At 42.7% G+C, this 25653-nt stretch carries 18 protein-coding genes; 8 read left to right on the top strand and 10 right to left on the bottom strand.

Translation table 11 applies throughout. The annotated features are described in order from the left end of the window. Positions 1–81: 81 nt before the first annotated feature. The gene (locus tag ACFOSV_RS00525; RefSeq protein ID WP_377902287.1) at positions 82–3216 is read left to right on the top strand and encodes a VPS10 domain-containing protein; all 3135 of its coding nucleotides are present in this window, start codon (positions 82–84) and stop codon (positions 3214–3216) included. A 39-nt stretch (positions 3217–3255) separates the two neighbouring features. Continuing rightward, positions 3256–4191 carry a tetratricopeptide repeat protein gene (locus tag ACFOSV_RS00520; RefSeq protein ID WP_377902285.1) on the top strand — a complete coding sequence of 312 codons (936 nt, stop codon included), beginning with the start codon at positions 3256–3258 and terminating at the stop codon, positions 4189–4191. A 45-nt stretch (positions 4192–4236) separates the two neighbouring features. Here ACFOSV_RS00520 and ACFOSV_RS00515 read toward each other — a convergent pair whose 3' ends face one another. Continuing rightward, a complete protein-coding gene (locus ACFOSV_RS00515) occupies positions 4237–5337 on the bottom strand; it encodes a glycoside hydrolase family 130 protein (RefSeq protein WP_377902283.1) in 1101 nt (366 codons plus the stop codon). Between the two features lie 160 nt (positions 5338–5497). On the opposite strand from ACFOSV_RS00515, the gene ACFOSV_RS00510 reads away from it, so the two are divergent. The 4 genes from ACFOSV_RS00510 (at position 5498) to ACFOSV_RS00495 (ending at position 10614) form a co-directional block, all read left to right on the top strand. Next, positions 5498–6454, top strand: a complete 957-nt coding sequence (locus ACFOSV_RS00510) for a glycosyltransferase 61 family protein (protein ID WP_377902281.1) — start codon at positions 5498–5500, stop codon at positions 6452–6454. Then, the gene (locus ACFOSV_RS00505; protein WP_377902279.1) at positions 6442–7695 is read left to right on the top strand and encodes an NDP-hexose 2,3-dehydratase family protein; all 1254 of its coding nucleotides are present in this window, start codon (positions 6442–6444) and stop codon (positions 7693–7695) included. The genes ACFOSV_RS00510 and ACFOSV_RS00505 overlap by 13 nt, the downstream gene beginning before the upstream one ends. A 225-nt stretch (positions 7696–7920) precedes the next feature. Then, entirely contained in the window at positions 7921–8877 is a 957-nt protein-coding gene (locus ACFOSV_RS00500) for an FAD-dependent oxidoreductase (protein WP_377902277.1), read from the top strand. A 213-nt stretch (positions 8878–9090) separates the two neighbouring features. After that, positions 9091–10614, top strand: a complete 1524-nt coding sequence (locus ACFOSV_RS00495) for a SulP family inorganic anion transporter (protein ID WP_377902275.1) — start codon at positions 9091–9093, stop codon at positions 10612–10614. 53 nt (positions 10615–10667) lie between these two features. Here ACFOSV_RS00495 and ACFOSV_RS00490 read toward each other — a convergent pair whose 3' ends face one another. The 3 genes from ACFOSV_RS00490 to ACFOSV_RS00480 form a co-directional block, all read right to left on the bottom strand. Continuing rightward, positions 10668–11912 carry a serine hydrolase domain-containing protein gene (locus ACFOSV_RS00490; protein ID WP_377902273.1) on the bottom strand — a complete coding sequence of 415 codons (1245 nt, stop codon included), beginning with the start codon at positions 11910–11912 and terminating at the stop codon, positions 10668–10670. Between the two features lie 97 nt (positions 11913–12009). Then, a complete protein-coding gene (locus ACFOSV_RS00485; protein WP_377902271.1) occupies positions 12010–13509 on the bottom strand; it encodes a S1C family serine protease in 1500 nt (499 codons plus the stop codon). Positions 13510–13678: 169 nt separating this feature from the next. Then, positions 13679–14107 (bottom strand): Hsp20/alpha crystallin family protein, encoded by a 429-nt coding sequence (locus ACFOSV_RS00480; RefSeq protein ID WP_377902269.1) that lies wholly within the window; start codon positions 14105–14107, stop codon positions 13679–13681. A gap of 259 nt (positions 14108–14366) precedes the next feature. On the opposite strand from ACFOSV_RS00480, the gene ACFOSV_RS00475 reads away from it, so the two are divergent. Next, positions 14367–16976: a mechanosensitive ion channel family protein gene (locus ACFOSV_RS00475; RefSeq protein WP_377902267.1), complete on the top strand. Its 2610-nt coding sequence runs from the start codon at positions 14367–14369 to the stop codon at positions 16974–16976. 35 nt (positions 16977–17011) lie between these two features. Here the strand turns inward: ACFOSV_RS00475 and ACFOSV_RS00470 are convergent, their stop codons facing one another. Continuing rightward, a complete protein-coding gene (locus ACFOSV_RS00470) occupies positions 17012–17203 on the bottom strand; it encodes a cold-shock protein (protein ID WP_377902265.1) in 192 nt (63 codons plus the stop codon). 88 nt (positions 17204–17291) lie between these two features. On the opposite strand from ACFOSV_RS00470, the gene ACFOSV_RS00465 reads away from it, so the two are divergent. Next, entirely contained in the window at positions 17292–17783 is a 492-nt protein-coding gene (locus tag ACFOSV_RS00465; RefSeq protein ID WP_377902263.1) for a SixA phosphatase family protein, read from the top strand. Here the strand turns inward: ACFOSV_RS00465 and ACFOSV_RS00460 are convergent. The 5 genes from ACFOSV_RS00460 to ACFOSV_RS00440 form a co-directional block, all read right to left on the bottom strand. After that, on the bottom strand, positions 17780–18508 hold the full coding sequence (locus ACFOSV_RS00460) for an SDR family NAD(P)-dependent oxidoreductase (protein ID WP_377902261.1): 729 nt from the start codon (positions 18506–18508) through the stop codon (positions 17780–17782). The genes ACFOSV_RS00465 and ACFOSV_RS00460 overlap by 4 nt on opposite strands. After that, complete coding sequence (hslU, locus tag ACFOSV_RS00455) at positions 18508–19905, bottom strand: ATP-dependent protease ATPase subunit HslU (protein ID WP_377902259.1); 1398 nt, start codon at positions 19903–19905, stop codon at positions 18508–18510. Before hslU ends, ACFOSV_RS00460 begins: the two co-directional genes overlap by 1 nt. A gap of 8 nt (positions 19906–19913) precedes the next feature. Continuing rightward, positions 19914–20894, bottom strand: coding sequence for a type IX secretion system protein PorQ (porQ, locus tag ACFOSV_RS00450; protein ID WP_377902257.1), 981 nt, complete (start codon positions 20892–20894; stop codon positions 19914–19916). Continuing rightward, positions 20887–23364: an endopeptidase La gene (gene lon, locus ACFOSV_RS00445; protein ID WP_377902255.1), complete on the bottom strand. Its 2478-nt coding sequence runs from the start codon at positions 23362–23364 to the stop codon at positions 20887–20889. Before lon ends, porQ begins: the two co-directional genes overlap by 8 nt. A gap of 296 nt (positions 23365–23660) precedes the next feature. Next, positions 23661–25652 (bottom strand): hypothetical protein, encoded by a 1992-nt coding sequence (locus ACFOSV_RS00440; protein ID WP_377902253.1) that lies wholly within the window; start codon positions 25650–25652, stop codon positions 23661–23663. Position 25653: the final 1 nt, after the last annotated feature.

Here is a 25653-nt window from a genome sequence, read left to right as displayed (position 1 = left end):
ATTCTAAAAAGCATGACCTAAAAAGTCATGCTTTTTTGGTTTCTTGTAGATAGTATCCATTCGAAACCAGCCAATTCTTTTATGAAAAACCTTTTCTCAATTCTCATTTTTCTTTTGCCATTTACCCTTTTGGCTCAAGAAATAACTTACGACTCTTTACCTCTTAAATATCGAAATATTGGGCCCTATCGAGGCGGTCGTTCCGTAACTGCCACTGGCGTAGTCAACGATCCTCTGACCTACTACTTTGGCACCACAGGTGGCGGGGTTTGGAAAACAAGTGATGCAGGACAGCATTGGGAGAATATCTCCGATGGCTACTTTGGGACGGGATCAGTTGGCGCTGTAGCAGTTTCAGAAAGCAACCCCAATATCGTCTACGTGGGTATGGGTGAGCATGCCCCTCGTGGTGTAATGACCTCTTATGGGGATGGGGTCTACAAATCTACCGATGCAGGCAAAACATGGAAAAAACTTGGTTTGGAAAAAACCCAGCATATTTCCAGAATTCAGATTCACCCAACTAATCCCAATATCGTCTACGTTGCAGCCCAAGGAGCTTTGCATGCTCCAAATGAGGAAAGAGGCGTGTACAAAACTGAAGACGGAGGTACCACATGGGAAAAGGTGCTTTATGTGGATGAAAAGTCAGGTGCCGTAGAGCTTTCAATGGATATGAATACTCCTGAGGTGCTTTATGCAGCAATGTGGGAGCATCAGCGGAAGCCTTGGCAAGTAATCTCTGGTGGACCTGGAAGCGCCTTGTACAAAACCACAGATGCTGGTGAAACTTGGAAGAAAATCCACAATGGTCTTCCTGAGGAAAAAGGAAAAATGGCTATTTCAGTCTCCAGAGCAAATTCAAATAAGGTCTATGCGCTCATCGAAAGTGACACCTACAAAGACTTGGGCGGACTATTCGTTTCCAATGATGCGGGTGAGAGTTGGAACCTCGTCAATAAAGACAATCGCCTAACCCAGCGCGCTTGGTATTACATCGAGGTTTTTGCGGATCCACAGGATGAACACAGCGTTTGGGTTCAAAGTGCCCCCATGCTTCAATCTATAGATGGAGGCAAGACCTTCGAGGCAAACGATGGCGCACATGGAGATTACCACGACCTTTGGTTCAATCCTACCAACTCCAAAAACATGATTTTGGCGGACGATGGAGGAGGTTCTATTTCCTTCGATGGCGGGGAGACTTGGTCCACTCAGGATAATATGCCTACGGCACAGTTTTATCGAATCAATACAGACAATCAATTCCCCTACCGCATTTACGGCGGTCAGCAGGACAATTCTTCTGTAGTCATCAATAGTATTGCCCTTGGCCGAGGGGGTATTTCAAAGGAGCATTGGAACAATTCCGCAGGAGGTGAAAGTGCATTTTTGGCTTTCGACCCAGACGATCCAAGGTATGTAATGGGTGGTAGCTACCTAGGAACCATAGAACTTTTGGATCAAAAATCCGGTGGGTCTACCAATGTTATGATTGCACCCATTCAGTATCTGGGCAGAGATGCCAGCGATATGCGCTATCGATACAATTGGAATGCACCAATCATCTGGTCTCAGCATGAGCCTGGCACTTTTTATCATGGCTCGCAGTATGTGCAGCGAACTAGAGATAATGGAAAAACTTGGGAGGTGATCTCACCTGATTTGACCAGAAATGAAAAAGAAAAACAAGGAAAAGGTGGCGTCCCATACACAAATGAAGCCGTGGGGGCAGAGAATTATGGCACACTTTCCTACCTGATCGAATCGCCACATGAGAAAGGCGTCTTTTATGCCGGTAGCGATGATGGCCTAGTTCACCTAACCAAGGATGGTGGAGAAAACTGGGAAAATGTCACTCCAGCAGGATTGAGCGAATGTCTGATCAACGCGATCGATGTTTCTCCCACAGATCCGGGAACGGTGTATATCGCGACCACGCGCTATAAATTCAATGACTACACCCCAGCACTTTATAAGTCAACTGATTACGGTAAAACCTGGAAAAGCATCAGTTCTGGAATCCCATATGGCGCCTTTACTAGAGTAGTTCGCGAAGACACCTCCGACAAAAACCTACTATTTGCAGGAACTGAAATGGGTGTTTATATCTCCAAAAATGGAGGTTTGAGCTGGAAACCTTTACAACTGAATCTGCCTGTGGCACCTATTACCGATCTTAAGGTAGCTCACAATGATTTGGTGGTAGCGACCTCCGGCAGATCCTTTTGGATCTTGGATGATTTGAATGTCCTTCGGGAAATGGAGCCAAATGATGAGGAATTAAAAATCTATACACCAGACGCTGCAACTCTTGGCAATTGGTACAGCCCACTGAATGGCAGTAATCCAGACTTTGATGGAACGCACCCATTCGAAGGAGTCAACCCAGCAAATGGAGTAGTGATCTATTATAACCTACCCAAAAATGTAACTGATTCAACAAAGGTGATTTTGGAAATTACCAATGAGGCGGGAGAATTGGTGAGAACGATCAGTTCTATTGAGGACCCAGATTTTCAGAGCTATGACGGCGGCCCATCTCCGGAGCCTACACTTAGTACAAATAAAGGGATGAATCGATTTGTATGGGACATGCGGCACCAAAGCATGCCCGGTGTACCGACAGCATACCTTGAAGCGAGCTTCAGAGGTCATGTGGCGAAACCCGGCAACTATACTCTAAGCCTGAAAGTTGGTGAAAGCGAAAGCTCTGCCACTGCAGCCATTAAAATGAATCCACTCTATGACATTTCCATGGCTGATTATGAAGAGTATGATGCCTTTATGAGCGCTAGAGAATCCGAGCTTAGGGAGATGCATTTGATGATTAATGAACTCAAAAGCTACCAAGACCAGCTCTCGGGGCTTCTGGCAAAAACCAAAGGTAACCCAACCTATCAGAACGTAAATGAAAAGGGCAATGAGCTACTACAAGGATTGAAAGATTGGGATGAACTGATGATTCAGAGAAGATCAAAAGCCTATGATGATGTGGAAAACTTTCCCAATAAATTCACTGCGAATTACCTCTTTATGATCAATCAAACCGAGAGCTCCATCCCCAAAGTCACACAAGGATCGAAGGATAGATATGCAGAACTGACAGAAGAATGGAAGGAGCTGAAAAAGCAAGGGGTAAGTTTGAAGAATGAGCGGATTTTAGAATTTAACAGCATGGCTCAAAAAGCCGGAATTGGTCCTTTATTCAACTAATCCTTTCAACTAGTTTTAACCCTTTCGATATACAGATTTATGAGAAAAGCCCTTGTCCTTCTGATCTTATTGAACTTAGCCTGCACAGCCGAAAAAAGTACTGAAGACAGTTCAGTACCCTTCGCTTTGGAAGATAGTTTTACCACTCCGCTCGGCAAGACATACAGTATTTCAGAACCATCTGATGCTCTTTTGACCAAGTTTGAGGAAGCTAAAGCTGACTTCGAAACCAATCCCAATGATCTGGAAAACATTATTTGGTACGGGAGAAGAACCGCCTATTTGGGACAATATCGTGCCGCTATCGCGATCTATTCAGACGGGATTGAGCTTTATCCGGAGGAGCCCAAACTCTACCGTCATCGAGGCCATCGCTATATCAGTTTAAGGGAATATGATCTAGCTATCGCCGACTTTGAAAAGGCAGCGGAACTGATTCAGGGAACGGAAAATGAAATTGAACCAGATGGCATGCCAAATGCACTAAACATCCCCGTGAGTACCCTTCATGGAAATATTTACTATCACCTTGGGCTAGCCTACTACCTCACGCATAAGTATGACAAAGCTTATGAAGCCTATATCAAATGCAGAGAGAGCGGTTCCCGATATGACAACATTGTCTCGAGTACACACTGGCTTTACATGATTCAGCAGCGACTAGAAAATCCGGCTAAAGCAGATTCTATATTGGCTCCAATCACGAGTGACTCTACAGTCATAGAAAATCAAAGCTATGCCGACTTATGCCTGCTCTACAAAGGTCAAACACCCGTGGACTCCCTTCTCCAAGAGGGAATAGGCAATCCATCCAATGACGCTGTTCGATATGGAGTAGCCAATTGGTATTTATACAATGGGGATACTGCAAAGGCTATACTGCTAATGGAGGAACTTGTAGAATCTAAGGCCTTTTCATCTTTTGGATACCTAGCAGCCGAAAGCGATTTGATGTACTATTTCAAAAGCAAATAGAGAAACCATTAAATCATTACTGAAGCCTAATTAACTCATTTTCAATTACTTATAAGCGCTTGTATTCACTACGCCCACCATGGAGTCAGCCGTACCATAGTAAAGTAGCCACCTTCCTTCCTTGTAAACCAGGCCTTCCAGAAACGTCGTACCCTCTGGATATTGACCTGACTTTTCGAAGGGTAGTTCAGGTTGGATAAAGGGCTTCGCAGTACGATCCAATAGTTTCCATGGCTCATTAGCATCAAAAAGTGCCTGACCGCCGGTATAGACTCTATTGCCAAGATCTTTCACACCCACCGGTTGAGAATTTCCCGCATTATAGAGCACCACAATTCCATCCTCCGTCAAGACTGGTGGCGGACCAGCTTCTACTAGCCACGAGTCAAAAAATCCAGGCCTAGGACTTAAAACCGGTACTCGGTTACCCTCGTGATTTTCCACCGGAGTCCAATTAATCAAGTCATCAGAGGTAGCCAGCCAAATATGCGGTACCCCATAATACATCCAGTATTTGCCATTGATTTTGGCAGCGACCAATTTACCCTCCACAAGTTTGGTGACGATCGCACCCGACTTGGATTCGACGTTATGATATTTTCCATCTTTCCAGTCTTCGAAGATTGGCCCATGCTTTTCCCAATTGCGGAGATCCTTGGAAGAGGCCACGGCGAGTCTGGGTACGTCCCGGTTCCACTGGGTGTAAGTCAGCACATAGGTCCCGTCCTCAATCTGCACGATTCGTGGATCTTCCGTCCCTCCAGTCCATTCGTATTTTTTCTGTGAGTCTTCCTGAGGGAAAAAGATAGGTTGAGATTCTCTTACGAAGTCAAATCCATCTGCAGATATGGCCATTCCCAATCGGGAAGTATGTCCACCGATTTCCTTTTCCCCAAGTTTTTCTTCCGCTCGGTAGATAAGATGAACCGTATCGTCTTTCAGAATAGCTGCGGGATTGAAAGTGGCCATAGATTCCCAAAAAACCGTTTTTCCGGTCATGGGATCAGTAAAAGTGGAATTGGAAAGTGGTGAAATCACCGGCTCAGCATTCGAAGGCCTGATAAATGGACCAAGCATCCAGGGCTTTTCCTGTGCAGAGGCATTCAAAGAGAAAACTAGAGCAATCAGTAGAAGGATTTTTCGCATTGTGCAAAGTATAAACTCCTACGCGAAAGAAAGAGGTTGACCACTAGTTTAAATGATGGTATTTTTATAATAATTAAAAAGATTGTAAAAATTCTTTAATCATAGATAGTCAGCTTCTAACCGAGTAGTTGACTAATATTTATTTTTAACTTAAGGTAGATTGGAAAAGATATATTTCAAATCAGATCCCAAAAGAGGAGGCGACTTAGGAAACTACTGGCATTACCTCCTTGGGTATTTTCTACCTGTCATCAATTATATCAATACACATAAAAGTGAAATTCAGGCCAAGCATCTCATTTTTGATTCATGCAACCCACTTTCTGATGAGATTCTAAAAGAATACCTCCAATCCACTGACTTTACGCACTCTTTTGAAAAGTTGGGTCCCAAAAGCATTGATGTTCCTAGAAAAGATTGGAAATCACTCAAGGGAAAAGTAAACCGGAAATTACTCCAACTCGAATTGCTCCTTCGTGGATCTCATGCATCAATTTTTACTTACCATCAATTTAGGAAGTGTGGAAAGCAGTTGAGCGTCCCACGCTGGGATAAATATCTGGATCAATACGGAAAGTTTCTCCCAGAGACTCAGGAATTGATAAGCAAGATGGTTGAAGAGCTCAAAACTTGGGCGGATTCCACTAATTCAACTCATCGAAGCAAAATCTTGGTTTTAAAACGTGCGGACCCACCGGCGATTACCCAAACTGAAGCTGGCCAAGAAGCTCGATGGTTGCCAGGCTATGGTACAGAAAGAAGATCCCTGCGGGAACCAGAAAAGCTCGTCAGTCAACTTCTAGCCCTTGGTTTTGATGCTAGCCTCTTTACTCCTGGAGACCATAATTTGAAATCCCAAATTCAAGCCTTTTCGGCAGCAAATGTGGTGATTGCCATCCGGGGTGCAGAGCTGATCAATATGCTTTGGATGAGTCCGGGTAGCATGATCATCATGCAAGAAAGTGCTGATTTTTCTAATGAAGCTATACAAGTAAAACTGGCCAAAGCCTTCCATCTACAACTGCATATTTTACCTCATCGAGGTGAAATCTCACCGGAAGCTGATTATAGCCTTGTGAAAAAACATATTTCAAAGACCAATAAATGGAACTCGTGAAAACCTGTAAAGCTGGAGAATTAATTGATTTCCTAGAAAACACAAAGGCGTCCTCTGCATACTCCTTGAAAGAGGTGACCTTGAGCTCCCAAAATCATTGGAAGATATTGAATGGAGTCATGTCTCATGTTTCCAAGGGTTTTTTTCAAGTGATCGGATTGCGAAATCGACAAATTCCCGAGGATGAAAAGTTGATGTTGTATCAGCCCCAAAGTGCCCTCACCGGATTAATTATTTGCAAAATGGAGGATGAAATTTTTGTACTCCTACAGGCAAGAGTCGAGCCTGGCAATACTGGGATCATTCAGTACGGCCCGACCATCCAGAGTACTCCAGCCAATTACCTGAAACTACATGGGGGCAGGGCCACAGCTTACGTAGAAAACTTCACTAGCTTCTATCCCGGCTGTCACCTGATCACACATAGTATGCAGCATGATTTGGGTTCAAAATATTATCAGAAGAGCAAGACGCATCACTACCTCCTGGCGGATAAAATGATCCCTACGCAAGAGAATATGATTTGGGCGTCTATATTGGCCATCAAAGGGGTCTTAATGAAAGGCAATTTCCTAAATGCTGATTTAAGATCTCTACTAGCGGTCTTCGATTGGGATGGATTTTGGAGAAACCAACATCGTTCCCTTAAGCCACTCCCAATGCCTCCTTCAGATCCATCAAAGCTAACCCAATACGAAATGATTCCTTTAGAGGATCTGACACAGTGGGAAATAAGTGACAAGGGAGTAGTCCCAAGGCAGGGACATGCGAATAGTATTGGAATTTACCATTTTGCGGCGACGACTAGGGAAGTGAAAGCTTGGTCGCAGCCCTTATATCAAATGGAAGGCATCGGTCTCGCACAGTTGTTATATTATGGATCAGAAGGCAAAAATGAGTTTCTGGTAAGATTTGATCACGAATGGGGTATTTCCACTGAGTCAGCACTCTATCCTAGCTATTTATCGTCTCCTGAAAACCCGAACCCCAACCCTCCGCTAAAAACCGGAAAAGTGGTCTCTGAAATAATTCAGTGCGACGAAGGAGGTAGATTTCATACCAATGATATTCGCTATGAGGTAAGAAAGGTAGAGCAAAAAATAGCTATCGACAATGGTTTTTGGCTGGAAGCTGATCAATTAATCCACTACTTGAAGGCCTCAAATATCTGTAGTTTCCAAATGAGATGCATTTCTTCGCTGTTGCTGCCGCTATTGCATCCAGAGACATTTGGAAATTGATGCTAGCGTTTTTCTTGGCTTTAAGGAGATTATATCCCTACTGCTTAGCCTTCTAATGAAGCCTTTAAGGGTGACTTATAATGATGCTTTACTTGATTGATTATAAATTCATGAATCACGATTTACAAGGAGTTGTATACCTAAACTATTACAAAGCTTTCACGCTTTCGCTCTCAAAACGTTAGAAAGAGAAATATTTACTCATTAGGCCCAACAGAATATCCAATGAACAACCCAAAATCAGCCACTGTAATCGGCTCCGGTATTATCGGATTAACTTCCGCTATTGCTTTACAGGAAGCTGGATTCGAGGTTCGGATTTTCACCAAGGAACTTTTTGACAAAAGCCTCTCCCACAAGGTAGGGGCAGTTTGGTTTCCCTATTCCATCGAGCCCAAGGAAAAAACCGATCGCTGGGCCGCGATCAGCTACAAGCGCTACCAAGAGGAGTCAAAATATGCCAAGGGGGTGAGTATGATCTCTTTTCTAAATGCCTACTCGGATCTACAGGAGGAAAAGTGGGTGAACCAACTTCCACACGGAACGGCAAGGGAAGCTACTCCCACCGAACTTCCAAAAGGTATGGAAAATGGACTTATCGCGGATGTCCCACTTACTGAGCCTCCTTTATATTTACCCTTCTTGGTTGAAAGATTTTTGGAGTCTGGGGGAAAGATTGAGTTACGGACTTTCTCTACCCTAGGAGAGTTGGATGAGCTGGAAGCTTGGGTAGTGAATTGTACCGGTCTTGGCGCCAAAGCGATTTGTCAAGACGAGGATCTACACCCCATGCGAGGGCAGATTCTTCGGGCCGAAAAACTAGAGATACCCTCCTTCGCTGATCCTACTCGAAAAGGTGCACTTTCCTACCTCATCAATCGAAGTGAAGACTCTGTGATTGGCGGGACGGATTATGATGATGATTGGAATGAGCAAGAGGACCCAGAAGACACCATGAAAATACTGGATAGGCTGAAAAACTTTGGGGTAAATCAAAAACCTAAAATTCTTGAAACCATCGTCGGTTTACGACCGAAACGAAGTGCTGTAAGATTTGAATTTGACCCGAACTACCCTTCTATTTTTCATAATTATGGACATGGAGGAGCAGGCTATACGGTGGCTTGGGGCTGTGCTTTAGAACTAGCTAACGAATTCAAAGAAGTGATTTTGGGGAAATAGAGTTTGGTTAAGTTTTCAGAATAAAATTCTGTTTCACTCATTTTTCATACCTTTGCCCCTTACTTTCCGGAAACCTACCTGGAAAAATAGAATTTTATTCTACACACCTATTCTCAAACCTACACATGAAATCGAGCATGAGGAGTACCTCACAGTGAGGGATGATTATTCAAGCGAGATTCCATCTGACCATTAAGAAACAATTATAAACAGATGAAAAAGTACCTCAATCTCTTTGACTTCAGTCAGCGGGTAGATTATAAAACCGAGATTCTCTCCGGCCTTACCGTGGCCATGGCCCTGATTCCTGAAGCGGTTGCATTTGCATTTATCGCGGGTCTTTCTCCTTTGACCGGGCTTTATGCGGCATTTATGATGGGTTTAGTGACCTCTATTTTAGGAGGTAGACCAGGGATGATTTCTGGTGCGACGGGAGCTGTAGCGGTGGTCATCGTGTCTCTTGCAGCAGATCATGGAGTGGAATATGTTTTTGCTGCTGTTGTACTTGCAGGGATTCTCCAGGTGACAGCTGGTGCGCTGAAACTGGGTAAACTTATGCGTTTAGTGCCCCATCCAGTAATTTTTGGCTTTGTGAATGGCTTGGCAATAATCATTTTCATGTCCCAACTCGATCAGTTCAAAAATGCTACTGGAGATTGGCTCACTGGAACCACACTTTATATTTTATTGGGATTGGTACTTCTTACCATGCTCATCATTTGGGGCTTACCGAAACTGACCAAGGTCGTTCCTTCTTCATTGACAGCCATTTTGGTGATTTTTGCCGTGGTGAAATTACTTGGTCTCGATACCAAAACTGTAGGTGATATTGCCAGCATTCAAGGTGGCTTCCCTCCCTTTCATCTACCTGCAGTTCCCTTAAGCTTTGAAACCTTGCAGATCATTTTTCCTTACGCCGCCATTGTCGCAGGCGTAGGTTTGATCGAGAGTCTCTTGACTTTGAATATCATCGATGAAATAACCGAAACCCGAGGCAGCGGAAATAAGGAAGCCGTTGCTCAAGGTATTGCCAATATGCTCTCTGGAGTCTTCTCAGGAATGGGTGGTTGTGCAATGATCGGACAAAGTTTGATCAATATCTCTTCCGGTGCAAGGGCGAGACTCTCTGGAATTGTGGCCTCCGTCATGCTTTTGGTATTCATTATGTTCGGAAGTAGCCTAATCGAACAGGTACCCATGGCTGCACTTACAGGCCTAATGATCATGGTGGCAATCGGAACTTTTGAATGGGCGAGTTTGAGAACTTTCACCAAAATGCCAAAATCAGATGTCTTTTTGATGGTACTAGTCACTTTGATCACGGCCGTACTTCATAATTTGGCTGTGGCTGTTCTGGTTGGTGTGATCTTAGCAGCCCTATTTTTTGCATGGGACAATGCCAAGCGAATCCGTGCCAGAAAATATGTCGATGAGGAGGGTGTCAAACACTACGAGATGTACGGCCCCTTATTTTTTGGATCGGTGACAGCTTTCGCTGAAAAATTTGACGTGCAAAACGATCCTGAAGAAGTGATTATTGATTTTGCGGAAAGCCGTGTCGTGGATATGTCTGCTATCGAAGCCTTAAACAAAATTACCGAGCGCTACTTAAAAGTTGGCAAAAAACTTCACCTGAAGCACCTTAGTCCAGACTGTCGCAAGCTCATCGCTAATGCTGACAAACTGGTGGACGTAAATGTGATCGAAGACCCCAATTATAAGTTGCTTATCGATTAAGATTTAAGAATACTTTCAAGGTAAAACGGGTACTCTCTCAAGTACCCGTTTTTTTATTCTATCGCTGAAAAAACCATTTGGCGGAATTTCCATCCACTTTGGTCACCAGTATTTCCTTGGGTTTGTTTCATTAAGATTCCAACGGTCTTTGTCACAGGATCGGCAAAATATTGGGTATTAAAATATCCTCCCCAGTCAAATGTTCCCAAGCTTCCCAAACCTCCTTTAGCTACGCCATTTTGATCAACTAAGCCAAATGCCAAACCGTAGTCTTTACCACCATTACCCAACAAATCCCCCACTTGATTAGACATAATTGCCTGAATGGTGGTTGGGCTCAGGATGCGATTACCGTTCAGCTCTCCTCCATTGAGGTACATTTGCAAAAACATAGCATAATCTTCCGCTGTAGAAGAAAGCCCCGCTCCCCCGGAGAAAAAGGCTTTTGCACCGGTCTTGGGATAATCTGGATCATAAAAGGTAACCGGATAAATCTCCCACTTATCTTCTATTTTTCGCTGTACGGTGACCAAACGCTCACCTTGAGCATTACTCAAATAAAAACCAGTGTCCTTCATTCCCAATGGATCAAAAATTCGCGTCTTTAAAAACTGATCAAAGGGCATTCCGCTGATGATCTCTATAAAGTAACCTAATACATCTAAGCCTTCACTATAGGTAAATCGCTCTCCAGGATTATGATGCAAGGGGAGTTTTGCCAATTTTTTGATATTGTCGCCGATGGTTATAGGCTCTGTCGTATATAAATCTACGATACCGGCCTTGGCATAGATGGCTTTCATTTTCGGATTTCCGTCAATAACTCCATACCCCACTCCTGAGGTATGGGTAATCAAGTCCCGAATCCTGATTTCGCGACTGGCTGGCTTAGTAGTAAAGCTAGAATCAGACTCGTTGAATTCATCCAAGACTGTTGGGTTTTTGAATTCAGGGATCCATTTGGAAATGGGATCGTCTAGTTGGAAATGACCTTCCTCCCAGAGCATCATTACGGCTGTAGAAGTGATTGCCTTGGTCTGGGACGCAATTCTAAAAATTTGATCTGATTTCATCTCCACATTATCCGGCACATTGGCAAAGCCTTTCGCCTCATGATAGACAATTTTGCCGTTTTGCATAATGAGCGCAACAAGACCAGGTACCTGATTGCTAGCCACTGTTTCATCAAGCATGGCATCTATTCTGTCCAGCCGCTCTTGGGACATAGAATACTCTTGTCCAAAGGCAAAAAATGTAGGAACAAGAAAAATCAGGAAAGTAAAGAGTTTGATTTTCATATGGATTAAAGAAAGTTGCTAATCAAATTAGTCAAATTTAATGGCACAAAAAAAGACCGACGATTGCCGATCTCTTTTATCACTCTTGATCCTTAAATTATGGGGTGATTTCGAAGTAGTATTCTGTTCCATCCGGGAACATCCCGAGCACTACTATTTCCTCTCCGGCTAGCCCTTCGAGTTCTGAAATCAATTCTTCAGGGGAAGAAATCCGAATTCGTCCATCCTCACTGATTAATGAAGTGATTATAAAACCAACTCTCGCTCCAGCCTTTCTCCAATCTGGATTATTGACCGACTCGATAATTGCTCCTCCTCTTATATCTAAAGCTTCTTTCATGTTATCATCTATCTCCTCGAAGATGACTCCTCCAAAATCAAACGTTTTTGGGACAACCTTACGAATGATCTCAGTATCCCCAGAGAAGTTTTTCAGTGTAGCCTTGGCCTTATATGTCTTTCCATCACGGACATACTCCACCTCTACCTTATCTCCTGGGCGCTTTCTCGCAACCATTTCTTGTAGGGTAGCCACATTATAGGTCTCCCTTCCATCCACACCAACGATCACATCACCTTCCTGCAAACCTGCTTCTTTACCTCCGCTGTTTTCGTTCACACCGGCTACGTAGACCCCACGATCTACTGGCAAATCAATATTGAGTGCTTCTTGTAGCTCTGGGCTCACATTCTGAATACTTACACCCAACAGACCACGCTGCACAGCACCATACTCCATCAAGTCATCCATCACCTTTTTTACCAAAGTGCTTGGCACGGCAAAAGAATAACCGCTGAATGTTCCTGTTCTAGTGGCTATTGCGGTATTGATCCCTATAAGTTCTCCAGCCAAATTCACAAGCGCTCCTCCTGAATTTCCAGGATTCACTACGGCATCTGTTTGCAGGAAAGATTCAATTTGAAGATTATTTTCTACACCACGTAGGATTCCGATATTCCGGGCTTTGGCCGAAATAATTCCGGCAGTCACGGTAGAGTTGAGATCGAATGGGTTTCCTACTGCAAGTACCCACTCTCCGATCCGCGTCTCATCCGAATCACCAAAACGTACAAAAGGCAAATTACTTCCTTCAATTTTCAATAAGGCCAAATCAGTGGTAGGATCTGTCCCGATCACTGTAGCTGAATAGCGCTCATTATTTTCTAGTGAAATATCCACTTCATTGGCACCTTCCACTACGTGATTGTTGGTGACGATATAACCATCCGGGGAAATGATTACGCCTGACCCAGAGCTGATTCCTTGTGGTGGCATACCACCATTTCTTTCATCATCTCTTGGAGGGAAGCCAAAAAACTCTTCAAGCTCATTTCGCTGAGAGCGCTGTCTATAAGTCACCTTACTTTTAACATGGACCACTGCGGGAGTTACTATTTCCGCAGATGCCACAAAATTAATCCCATCAGGAATGGTGAAATCTTTATTCGAAAGAAGATTTACAAAGCTCGCTTGCTGTTTTTCGTCGAAGGTTCGACCGGTCTCAGGTTGAACAAAAAACTTCAACCCTACCAACACCACGAGGCCTCCCAAGAAGGAGGCTAGAATCATTCCTAAGAAGAATTGTCTTTTATTCATAATTGATTCGATTATAGGTTTCGATTTAGTAACGCATTTTGAATAGAATTGTCTTAAAAAACAATCCTAAAAAAAATGTCTCATCCTCAAATTAACAACAATTAACCGCTTTTTGAAGGATAAGACGTTTTATATCCAAGTAAAAAGAGTGGGTCTCCCCACTCTTTGATTACTTCACCTCAATCACCGACTTGGCGATCTTTTTTTCAGCTTTTGGAACTATTACTTTGAGGATTCCATCCTCGTAGCTAGCCTCTATCCCCTCGGACTGGGCGTCGTCTGGCAAGAAGAAGGATCTACTAAATGATCCATATTGACTTTCGACAGAATGGTAGTTTTTACCTTCTTTTTTCTCCTCCCACTTTCGCTCTCCAGAGATAGTCAGGGTTCCATCCACCAATTCGATTTTGAAATTCTCCTTTTTTGCACCAGGCACGGAGAGTTGGATATCATACGCTTTCTCATCCTCTGAAATGTCCACTGCAGGGTTGAAGGATTTAGCGACTGGGCCGAAAGAATCGCTGAAGAATTTATCCAACATACTGGATACAGCAGAAGGATAGGCCGGATTTAATTGGTTGTATCTTACAAGTTTCATAGTTTTTTGAGTTTTGAGTTTCAATTTTCCCACTCTATAGAAAATTCTGTTCCAAGGAGTTTTTACAGACATTATGGCTTGTTTTGGGTCTTTGGAGATCAAAATAGTGTCTTTTTGACATGATTTGAGCGCAAAGTAAACATACCTAGCAGAACTATGGATTGACAAACAATGCAAAAGGGTCTAATCCATTTAGTCATAAATTCATTTGCTTTCAAAGCAAATTCGTAGCATTTTGAAGCATTTATATCACCACTGCATGTTTAAACCCTTACTTCTTTCAATCATTTTCCTTGGTTTTTTATACTCAACAGAGAGTATCTCTCAATCCTTGCCCTCCGAACAGGACAGTATAAGGACTGAGTCCATCGGTTCCCTGACTTCAATTGTTCAGGAATCTGGGACTAAGGCCGCAATGGATAGTCTTTTTGTTCGTAAGGATTCATCTGTAAACAGAAGTGCGACCAGGTTAGGACGGGTGTTGAGTAATCTTGTAACAAATGCCAAGAGCTATTCCATAGAATTGGGGAAACTGAAATTAGTTTTACTTTCAAGACCAGATTTCAGCTCATTGGATGAAAGGGTTCCACAGTTAAGAAATATTGCGCTTGACTTAGAAAAGATTATTGAGGAAAACAAAGATGTTGCTAATACTCGATTTTTAAATGGTGTGGAGAATTTCATGACATACTATGAAGATGAAAAGGAGCTTTTTGATGTATTGGTCAATAAGCGGATGAACGAGCTGATCGATGTTGGAGAGAGGTTAGATAAGGTTAGTCAGGACACCCTGATGCAACTTTCTTTAAGAGATAATTCACTGCTCCCAGAGATTGCAGAGGAGCTAAATAGGCTTCAATCGGCTATTTCGGAAATAGAAGAAATGCTTATCGAGCAAGAACTAGACATTGCCTCTTACCAAGCAAGACTAGGCGAACTCAGCATTCAGTTCATGAACTTACGCCAATTTTTTCGAGCAAACGAGCGGGCAGTTCAACAGCGGTCTTGGTCCAAGGAAGCCAACTACCTTTGGGAACCCAGATCGTATGAAAACCTAACAAATTTTAGTGAAATAGCTCGAGAATCATTCTCTACCAACATCTTTATACTCACAAGATTTTTCAGACTACATCAGGCCTATCACCTCGCTTCTTTGGCACTCTTGCTTATCATCTACGTCTTTACCAAATCGGTGATACAAAAAGTAAAGAAGCAAAAAGAATTTGCAGATCAAATTTTAGGCAGAGTAAGCTTTCTTCAAAAATATCTATTTATCTGTTGTGCCATCATAGTCATTCCTTTCACCTATGTTTCCCTGAACAATCCAAGCATTGTCTTTTCCTCTGTTGTTTCTTTCGTTTTTGTCGCACTATGTACCTGGGTAGTGAAGGATCGATTCCCAGCTCAGATCTATAAATTATGGTTATTCTTTTTCCCCGTTTATCTATTAGGTCCTACTTTTGGTTTATTATGGGGCTTAAATTACGACGAACGATATCTTAGTTTATTTGCGGCAATCGCCGGAATTACACTAGGCTGGCTAACATTCCGAGAAACAACAAAAGCAAAGTTCGCCGGATCCACACTGTTATACTTCCTATCCATATTTCTGCTTTTGGTATCAATTTTTTCGTTAGGCTTAAATGCATTTGGTCGTGTTAGTCTAGCCAAGACATACGGGATTGCAGGAGTGGCGAACTTCTATCGAGGCATTGCGCTTTACCTTTTTGTACAAGTCATTCTAAAGCTAGTTTACTTATGGCTTGAGGCTTCTAAAAAGGAAGCTGATGTTCTCACTTCATTCTTCGATTTTCAGGAAATTCAGCAGAGACTTGAGGGACTCTTAAGTATTTTTGCAGCAGGCTTATGGTTTTACAGCGTCACCTATTACCTCGGTTTTTTTATACCGCTTTATGAAGCCGCACAAAACTTTTTGATCGAGCCTCGCCAAATTGGAAATTTGGAATTTGAGTTTTCCTCGATTCTACTCTTTATTGTCCTCATCTTACTCTCGGCATTTTTGGCAAACAATATTGCTTATTTTGCATCCTTACTAGATAGTCGTGGCTCTAGAACCCGAAAGCAAAAGCTAGGAAGCTCAGTACTTTTAATTCGCCTAGCAGTGATCATCATTGGCTTTTTCATCGCGATGGCTGCGGCGAAAATTCCTTTTGATAAAATCACGATTGTACTTGGAGCTCTTTCTGTAGGTATAGGTTTTGGTCTCCAAACCATTATTAACAATCTTGTATCAGGTATCATTTTAGCTTTCGAACGACCCATACAAATAGGGGACGATATCCAAATCGGTGATAAACTTGGTGTCGTGCAGGAAGTAGGAATCCGTGCAAGTAAGATCAGGGCCTATGATGGGTCTGAGATCGTCATGCCTAATGGAGATCTACTCTCCCAAAGTTTGATAAACTGGACCTTATCTGACAAGCGCCGGCGAATTGAACTGATCATAGGTGTGGCATACAAGTCAGATATGAAACTTGTCACCGAAGTATTCAAAGATGTTTTAAACAGAGAAAAAATATTGAAAAATCCAGCTCCAAGGGTTTTAATGCAGAATTTTGGTGATAATTCCGTGGATTTTCGACTCCTCTTTTGGGTAGAAAATATGGATATCTGGATAGACCTGAGATCTGAAGTAATGAACGCAATCTTCGAAGCCTTTGTGGAACACAATATCGAAATCCCATTCCCACAACGAGACCTCTATGTAAAATCGTTTCCAGGTGATCTACAAAATATAGCTCAAGCTGTAGAGGTAAAAGAGGCAATCCAAAGTCCAAAGGAGGTGAAAAAGGAAAACGAAAAGGATTCTGATACCGCAGATGAAAACAAAAAGCCCTCTGAAGATTAACTCCAGAGGGCTTTACCTAAATTTCAAAATTGCTATTATGCTTTTTTGACATTGATGGCGTTTGGTCCTTTCTTGCCATCTTTGACTTCGTAAGTTACTTTGTCGTTTTGGCCGATTTGGTCAACCAAGCCTGTGGCATGAACGAAGAGATCGCTCTGAGACTCATCGTCAACGATAAATCCAAACCCTTTGGCTTCGTTGTAAAATTTTACTGTTCCGGTACCCATAATGAAATAAAATAAATTGTAATTAAATGTGCGATAAAAGTAAATATTTGTAAAGTCAAAAACAAAATTATCTTTTTTAATTTGGCAAATGAAGAAACTAATATTGGTGAGACATGGCAAATCAGCGTGGGATAATCCGTCACTTTCAGATCACGATCGGCCATTAGCCCCAAGAGGAATACGAGATATCCCTGTCATGGCAAGCCGCCTAAAACAGAGAAACCTTAACCCAGACTTTTTTCTATCCTCGACAGCTCTCCGCGCAAAAGATACTGCAATCAAAACTGCCGAAGTCCTGGGCTTTGACCCGAGTCTGATCACACTCACTCCTGAGCTATATCATTCAAGTGCAAGGACCATCCTTCGACTGATTCAATCCATTCCAGATGAATTTCAAACAGCCCTTCTTTTTGGACATAATCCGGGATTTAATGATCTAATTGATGATTTGGGAGAGAATATTTACAACCTTCCTACTTCAGGGCAATATGGTTTTAAAGCAAATATTAGCTCTTGGAAAGACTTTAAGGAGTCGAATGCCGGCTATCTATTCTTTGATTTCCCTAAGAAAAAAATCTAACCCAAATCAAATTTCCTGACATCTTGAACCACTCCCTCAAATCGATCAGGATGGTCCAAAAGAAATAGCACCTTTCGGGCTGTCTCTTCAGCAGAAACCAATGAGCCTGAGTATTTTAAATCTTTAAATCGATCTAGTTTCGGGAAATCAGAAGGAGATGCTGCTCTGATTTCATCCTGCATGGGTGTGTCCACCACTCCTGGTGCCAGACTAAAAAATCGACAATTTTTATAATCTTCAAGCGCCAAAACTTCAGTAAGCATCGCCAAGGCGGACTTGCTGCTGCAATAGCCTGTGAGTCCAGACTCCGCTCGATAAGCCAAGCCCGAACTGATATTACAAATCAGTTTTTCCGTTTTTTCTCCACCATACTGCACCAAAAACTGTCGACAAAGTAAAGTAGGCGAAAGAAAATTAATCGCATTTATAGCTTCGATATCCTTCGGATTCTGCTTATTTAGGGGGATAATGGGTCCGATCCAACCTGCATTATTAACCAGAATTATCTTGTCAAAATCGCCCTTCGGGAATAAATCAGGCAGCATCTGATGTACCGAGGACATATCGGATAGATCTAGAGAAACCTCTTTTAACTTAGAATGGCTGAGTCCTGACTTTTTTCTAGAAATACCCAACACTTCATAATCCTCCTTCTCCAAAAAAAGGCCAGCCAAGGCCTTCCCCAGACCTTGGCTATGACCAGTGATTATGGCAAGAGAATTCATCACAGAATGTACTGAGATAGGTCTCTATTTTTAACCAAGGTAGACAAGCGTTCATCCACCATCTCCTTGGTGATTACAATTTTTGAATTAGCCTGAATGGTGTCTGGCACTTCAAAAAGGAAGTCATTTAACAAATGGCTCATCACGGTATGGAGTCTTCTGGCTCCAATGTTTTCCACCTCTTGATTGATCAAGAATGCGAGTCTGGCGATCTCGTCTATCGCCTCGTCATTGAACTTCAACGAAACTTCCTCTGCCTCAAACAAGGCCTCATACTGCTTGGTCAACGCATTCTTTGGTTCTCTCAGAATTCTAGAGAAATCGTCTTGAGTCAAACTTTGTAACTCTACTCTTATCGGAAAACGACCTTGAAGCTCTGGAATCAAATCCGACGGTTTAGCCACATGAAAGGCTCCCGCAGCAATGAAAAGAATATGATCTGTATTCACTACTCCATATTTCGTGTTTACGGCTGAGCCTTCTACGATGGGAAGCAAATCCCGCTGCACTCCTTCTCGACTGACGTCTGGGCCTCCTCCGCCTTTTCCGGATTTTGAAGCGATTTTATCAATCTCATCTATAAATATGATTCCGTTATTCTCGGCAAGCTTCACGGCCTCTTCTTTCACTTCATCGAAGTCGATAAGCTTGGACATTTCCTCTTCAAGTAAGATTTTGCGAGCCTCAGAAATTGCAATTTTTCGCTTTTTGGTTCTCTTCGGCATCATATTGGAAATCATGTCCTGAAGACCCTGCATGCTTGCATCATCCATCATACCGTTTCCAATCATTCCAATTCCCGCAGGTCCAGAAGACTTCACATTAATCTCAATTTTGCGATCATCCAACTCCCCTTTTTGCAGTTTTTCTCGGAAGCGCTCTCTTGTCCGCTCATTTAGCTCGGCATCACTGGCTGGAGGGGAATCATCCGTATCTCCTGGAGTGATCGATCGCTGAAATCCAGCAGTTTTTACCGGTGGAATCAAGATATCCAGAATCGCCTCCTCAACCGCATGGGCAGCTTTTTCCTTCACTTCTTCATTTTTGACTTCGCGAACGAGTGCTATGGCTTGCTCAGCAAGATCCCGAACCATACTTTCCACATCACGGCCGACATAACCCACCTCTGTAAACTTGGATGCCTCCACTTTGGTAAATGGGGCATTAGCAACCTTTGCTAGTCGGCGGGCAATTTCAGTTTTACCCACACCTGTGCTTCCGATCATCAGAATATTGTTCGGTACAATATCCTTTTGGATCTCCGACTTCACCATCAGCCTTCGGATTCTATTTCTTAGGGCTATAGCCACATTTCTTTTTGCATCGTTTTGTCCGATGATATATTTATCCAATTCTGAGACGATTTGGATCGGTGTAAGTGATAAGATCTTTTCCATTATTTAAATTAAAATGCTCTTCTGTTTATAAAATTTGTGGAGATTCCGAATAAATTGGAAGCTCCGGCCACATTGTAAAAGGCTCGGGAATATGAAAATTCAAACTGCTTCACACGAAAGGCAAAACCGCCCGAAAAACCAGCTGCCGCAGCGCCTGAATTACCAGTAAATTGGTTCCGAATCAACTGATTGTAACCAACCATTAAACTCACAGTCTCGGCTGGAAGAATCTCTACTCCCCAAACCATTTTTTCAAAAGCCTGACGTCCAAACCCTTCCACTTGCTCTAGGTTTTGCTCAGTTGAATTGAGATTTCTCAAGGTCCAATGAAACCGCAAAGGCATGTATTTGGGTTTAAAACTTGCTCCAAACCTAACGTCCTGTGGAAGCCGAAGTTTTTGATCGGGCAAATAAGTACCAAGCGACAAGCCTAAATTCCTGACAGTCATCCCTAAGCGGAAATCCTCCACGGGATGCTTATAGTTGACTCCAAAATCAAAAACCAAAGCATAGGCTTGATAGCTCTCCAAAAAGGAACCTAACAATTTGATGGAGGCTCCATAGGTAAACACTCCTCTCTTTCTAGCATAACCTGCTTGCAGATTAAATTCCAGAGCCGAAAACTCCCCAGTCGAAATCCCAAACTGATCGAAGCCATCAAAGGTCCCGTAGGATACAAACTGAAGCCCAATGGCGAATTGCCCACCAAACTCGGGAGCCCATTGATAGCCCGCCGTGCCCCAATTGATCCCGCCTGGAAAATTGAGGTAATGGAAAGACCCTATGTTTTCATTTGTCGAATCCAAACTTGCTGGATTCTGAAGAAAAAAAAGCGGATCAGTTGTACTAGTCAGGTTCACCCCGCCCAATCCAGATAGGCGGGTGAATGAAGATTGCTTTACAAACTGAAAAGCAGTCTGAGAGGTTTGTCCCAAAGCCTGAAAAACCGGAACAGTAAGAATAAGCCAAAGAAGTCCTCCCCTAAGCACTAGGAGATTTTTCTGGACTCAAACTAAATTGGAGCGGTCTATCCACCTTGGTATTAAGCAATGCGATATCCAAAACCTCATCGACACGCTCTACAAAATGGAATTTCACTCCCTTGATGTATTGTGCATCGATCTCCTCTATATCTCGTAGATTCTTTTTACAAAGAATTATTTCTTTGATACCTGCCCGTTTGGCAGCTAATATTTTCTCTTTGATTCCACCAACTGGCATGACCTTACCAATCAGGCTGATCTCGCCCGTCATGGCTATCTTAGCCTTCACTTTTCGCTGAGTGAAAACCGAAGCCATTGCGGTCACCATGGTAATACCAGCGGAAGGTCCATCTTTGGGCACTGCACCAGCTGGTACGTGAACATGCAGATCGTATTGATCAAAAATCCGGTGGTCAATTCCGAGGCTTTCGGCTCTAGACTTAAGGAAAGAAAGTGCAGTAACAGCAGACTCTTTCATCACATCTCCCAACTGACCAGAAAGTGTAAGCTTACCTTTCCCTTTGCTCAGGCTGGTTTCGATGAAAAGAATCTCTCCACCCACACTAGTCCAAGCAAGCCCTGTAACCACTCCTGCGGTGGAGTTGTCCTCATAAATTTCTTTATCAAAAATCTCAGAACCCAATATCTGACGAACAGCATCAGGTCCGATTTTCGGATTGTATTCCTCCTCCATAGCAATGGATTTGGCAATATTTCGGATCACCTTGCCGATTGCTCTTTCCAGACTTCTTACCCCTGACTCTCGGGTGTAATCAGTGATCAATTTCACCAAGGCAGCTTTTTCGAAAGTGATATCTTTTGCCTTCAGGCCATGCTCTTTTCGCTGCTTTGGTACCAAATGTCTTTTGGCGATTTCTACCTTCTCCTCCTGTGTATAACCCGTAACTTGGATGATCTCCATTCGGTCTCTCAAGGCAGGCTGAATCGTATCCAAAGAATTAGCCGTGGCGATAAATAAAACCTTACTCAAGTCGTATTCCACCTCCAGGTAATTATCAAGAAATGCATTGTTTTGCTCGGGATCCAGTACCTCAAGGAAGGCCGAACTTGGATCGCCACGAAAATCTGAAGAAAGCTTATCAATCTCATCCAGCACGAAAACCGGATTGGAGATTTTAACCTTCTTCATGTTTTGGATGATCTTACCAGGCATTGCACCGACGTAAGTCTTTCTATGCCCTCGGATTTCTGCTTCATCGTGTAAGCCACCAAGCGACATACGAATGTATTTCCTTCCCAAAGCCTCGGCAATCGACTTACCAAGTGATGTCTTTCCTACCCCAGGAGGGCCATAAAGGCATAGAATCGGTCCTTTGAGATCATTCTTTAGCTTCAATACAGCGAGATATTCGATGATTCTCTCCTTCACTTTGTCCAAGCCAAAGTGCTCGCTATCCAAGATTTTCTTAGCTCGCTTCAGGTCAAAATTATCCTGGGTGAATTCATTCCAAGGAAGATCGACCATGGTTTCCGCATAGTTCAACGCAATAGGATACTCTGCTGCAGCTTGATTGATCCGTAGAATTTTATCCAACTCCTTATTGAAATGCTTTGCCACGTCTTTGGACCAAAGTTTCAAATCACCCTTCCTTCTCAGCTCTTCAACTTCTTTTTCTGGTCCCTCCTCACCAAGTTCAGTTTGGAGTACCTTCATTTGCTGGCGCAAAAAGTAATCACGTTGCTGTTGATCGATATCAGTATGGACTTTTTTCTGAATTTCAGACTTGAGCTCAAGCATCTGAATATCCTTCATCATAAGCTCCAAGAGCAATGTGGCTCGTTCTACCCCATCGTTTATTTCCAGCAGTCGCTGTTTGGATTCCACTGGGGCATTCACGTTTGACGAAAGAAAATGGGTTAGAAAAGCCGTATTATCAATGTTGTCCAACGCCACCTGTGCTTCCTGAGGAATCTCAGGGTTCAAATGCAAAATACGCGTAGCCGCCTCTTTCAGAGACTCCTCTAGAGCTTCGATTTTTTTGGAGCTTTTGGGGAAATTCTCTTCGAGATATTCAACTTTTGCCTCAAAATATGGATCAGAAGAAACTTGCTCCTTGATCTTAAATCTCTTTTTCCCCTGAATAATAATCGTCGTATTTCCATCGGGTAAAACGATCATCTTCACGATTTTGGCTAGAGTCCCTACCTGATAAATATCATCCCATGCCGGATCGTCATTATTTGGGTTGAGCTGAGCGCAGACGCCGATAAGCTTATTTCCTTTTTGAGCCTTTTTGACCAACTTAATCGACCTAGAGCGACCCACGGTAATAGGAATAACTACCCCAGGAAAAAGCACCGTATTTCGAACAGAAAGTATCGGGAGATCTTCAGAATCAAGCGTTTGAGATTGGTCCTCTTCTTCATCATCAGTGATGAGCTGAATCAAGTCCCCTTCCGAGGCAAACTCTCCCACCATCAATTTCTGAAACAAGGCATTATCGAATAGACTCATATAGACATTTTGACAGGCAAGCTGTCGATTTATTGCTAAAATAAAAGAAGAACCCTCAATAATTAAAGGTTCTTCTGTAAAGGTCAAGCGGTATGCCAAATCGGTAAGGTCGACAGAATGGCAGTCATTAAGTTTTGATTTGAAAGAAAACCGCTTAAAAATCCAAAATTCTTTTAATTAGCCAAGTTTAATGCTTTTTACACTTGGGCTCCTTTGACCACAAAATTAAAATTTACTACGTCTTGCAGTAGTCGTAAATTTCAATTGGCCATTGACATAGTGTCGAAAGTGCTATCTTAAAAATACTCTTCGTCTATTTCGTACAAAAAAAAGCGATTTACTGCCCCTAGCATGACCATCTTACCATTTACCTTCACTAAACTTTGGGAATGAAAAAGGTCAGAATTAACTCGAATTTCCAAGTCTCGCCTATTTAGGTCATAAGCAAAAAGTCCATTATTGGGAATGTGGAAATAGGCCATATCACCGATCACTTCTACCGAAAACTTGTGGTATAAGTTGAATGAAGAAATAAACTCCACAGTCCTCCAACTTTTCTGAAGAGCGTCCCACTCAAGGAGGGCTCCGCGATCAGCAGAAAAAGCCATGAGTTTGTCTCCAAAGTTGAATGTATTGAAATAATTCTGAAAGGCTGGGTTTTCCTCAATTTCTTCGACCCATGCGTCAGCGCTTACTCGATATCGAAGCGTCAATACTTTGGTTTCACCTTGGACAGAAGCCCTTAAATAAACATGGATCTCATTGTCCCAGACAAAGCTTCCTAAGACCACTCCCTCCCGTGGAAAGTTAGATTTTCTACTGGTTTGACCAGAGACTGGATCAAAGGAATAGAATGGTAGACCTGTTTTGGATCCCTCGGTGGAAAAGGACGTGAAATAAATTTTGTCTTGAACTTTCTCAAATAAAGTCTCTTCTTGGCTTGAAAGATCTGTACTAGTCACCAGAGCAAACTGACCCGATGCAAACTCAAAAATTTTTCCTTTATTCAAAAAGTAGGCCTTTGAGCCTATTGTCTGCCCAGGAACATTAAAGTATTCTTGAAGTCCTTCGGGTAGATCAAACCGAGGTAAGGCAGGATGAGCATAAACTCCAGTAGCAAAAGTGGATGAGTTCTGCCCGAAATTATTAGCAAAGACTCTAAAGCTTCTCCCGGAAACTGGCCCTACTGCATAGACCGTAAAACTCATTCTATCCAACTCATTCGAATAATACTGAGCCTTTAACCCTACTGGATCAAAGAAAAGCAGTGGATAATTTGCGGATTGACTAGAGCCTAGGATGTTCAAATTATCTACCTTCAAGGAGTACAACTTCGTTACATCATCCGGAATAAGATTCTGTCCAGGTAGAATATCCGAATCAGAGATTTCAATCTGATCTACTTCAAAAATCTGATCTCGGATATTGACCAAAAAAACGGGATTTTTCTCTTTGAAAAAGGTCCTTGGGACAAAACGTATTTCATTATCATTTTTCTCAGTTAGCTGAAAATTAATCGTCTGCCCATCCAAAATATAGCTCACTGACACGGATTGAGAGAACAAATAATCCCCCTTGATGGCCCATTCGTCGGCATATTTCAAGACTCTCTTTTCTTGGAATTGGGGCTTTCGGAATTTTAAGCTCAGTTCATAGTCAAATGTTTGTTGATCTAGTTTCACTTGAAGATCAAAAACACCACCCTGCATATTCTCGAAAGTAGTATTGAAATCACGAGGAATCTCAAAGCTGAAGCCGTCAGGAGTATAGTCGAAAAAAGGCACCTCTACTCCCTCAAAGGAAAGCTTCATTTTGGCTTGGTCCTCTCTTTTCAGATTACTGACCAATACTCTTACGGTATCTTCAAAATAAACCTCATCATTGGTGTCTACTCCCAGAAAAACTATACGACTAGACCCTTTGCTGATAAAGTCTGTGGGTTCCGAATAGATGATTCGAGTGGAGGTTCTCAGATAGGAAGCAACATTGTAGGATCTATTGGGTAGCATATCGCTCTCTGCGCGGAGGCTGAAGATTGTAGGCGGGTTTCCCGATCGATACACCTTGGGGTCTGTATCAATCAAGGGTCGTGAATTTTGACTCCATACAAATCCATATTCCAATACCTCCTCTGTGCCTAAGCCAGTGACGCGCGCTTGAAACTCTGCTCCCTTTTCATCAACAGCTATGACCTCGGGTATACTGATAGACACAAATTCTCTAGGAGAGGGCTCATCTCCACCACATGCCCAAAGAGCAAGAATGATCGGTGTCCAATACCTTTTCATT

It is taken from the genome of Algoriphagus namhaensis, from assembly GCF_042649705.1.
In the GTDB taxonomy this organism is placed as follows: domain Bacteria; phylum Bacteroidota; class Bacteroidia; order Cytophagales; family Cyclobacteriaceae; genus Algoriphagus; species Algoriphagus namhaensis.
Note: the sequence above shows the minus strand (reverse complement) of the source record. Positions and strands in the feature narration are given on the sequence as shown.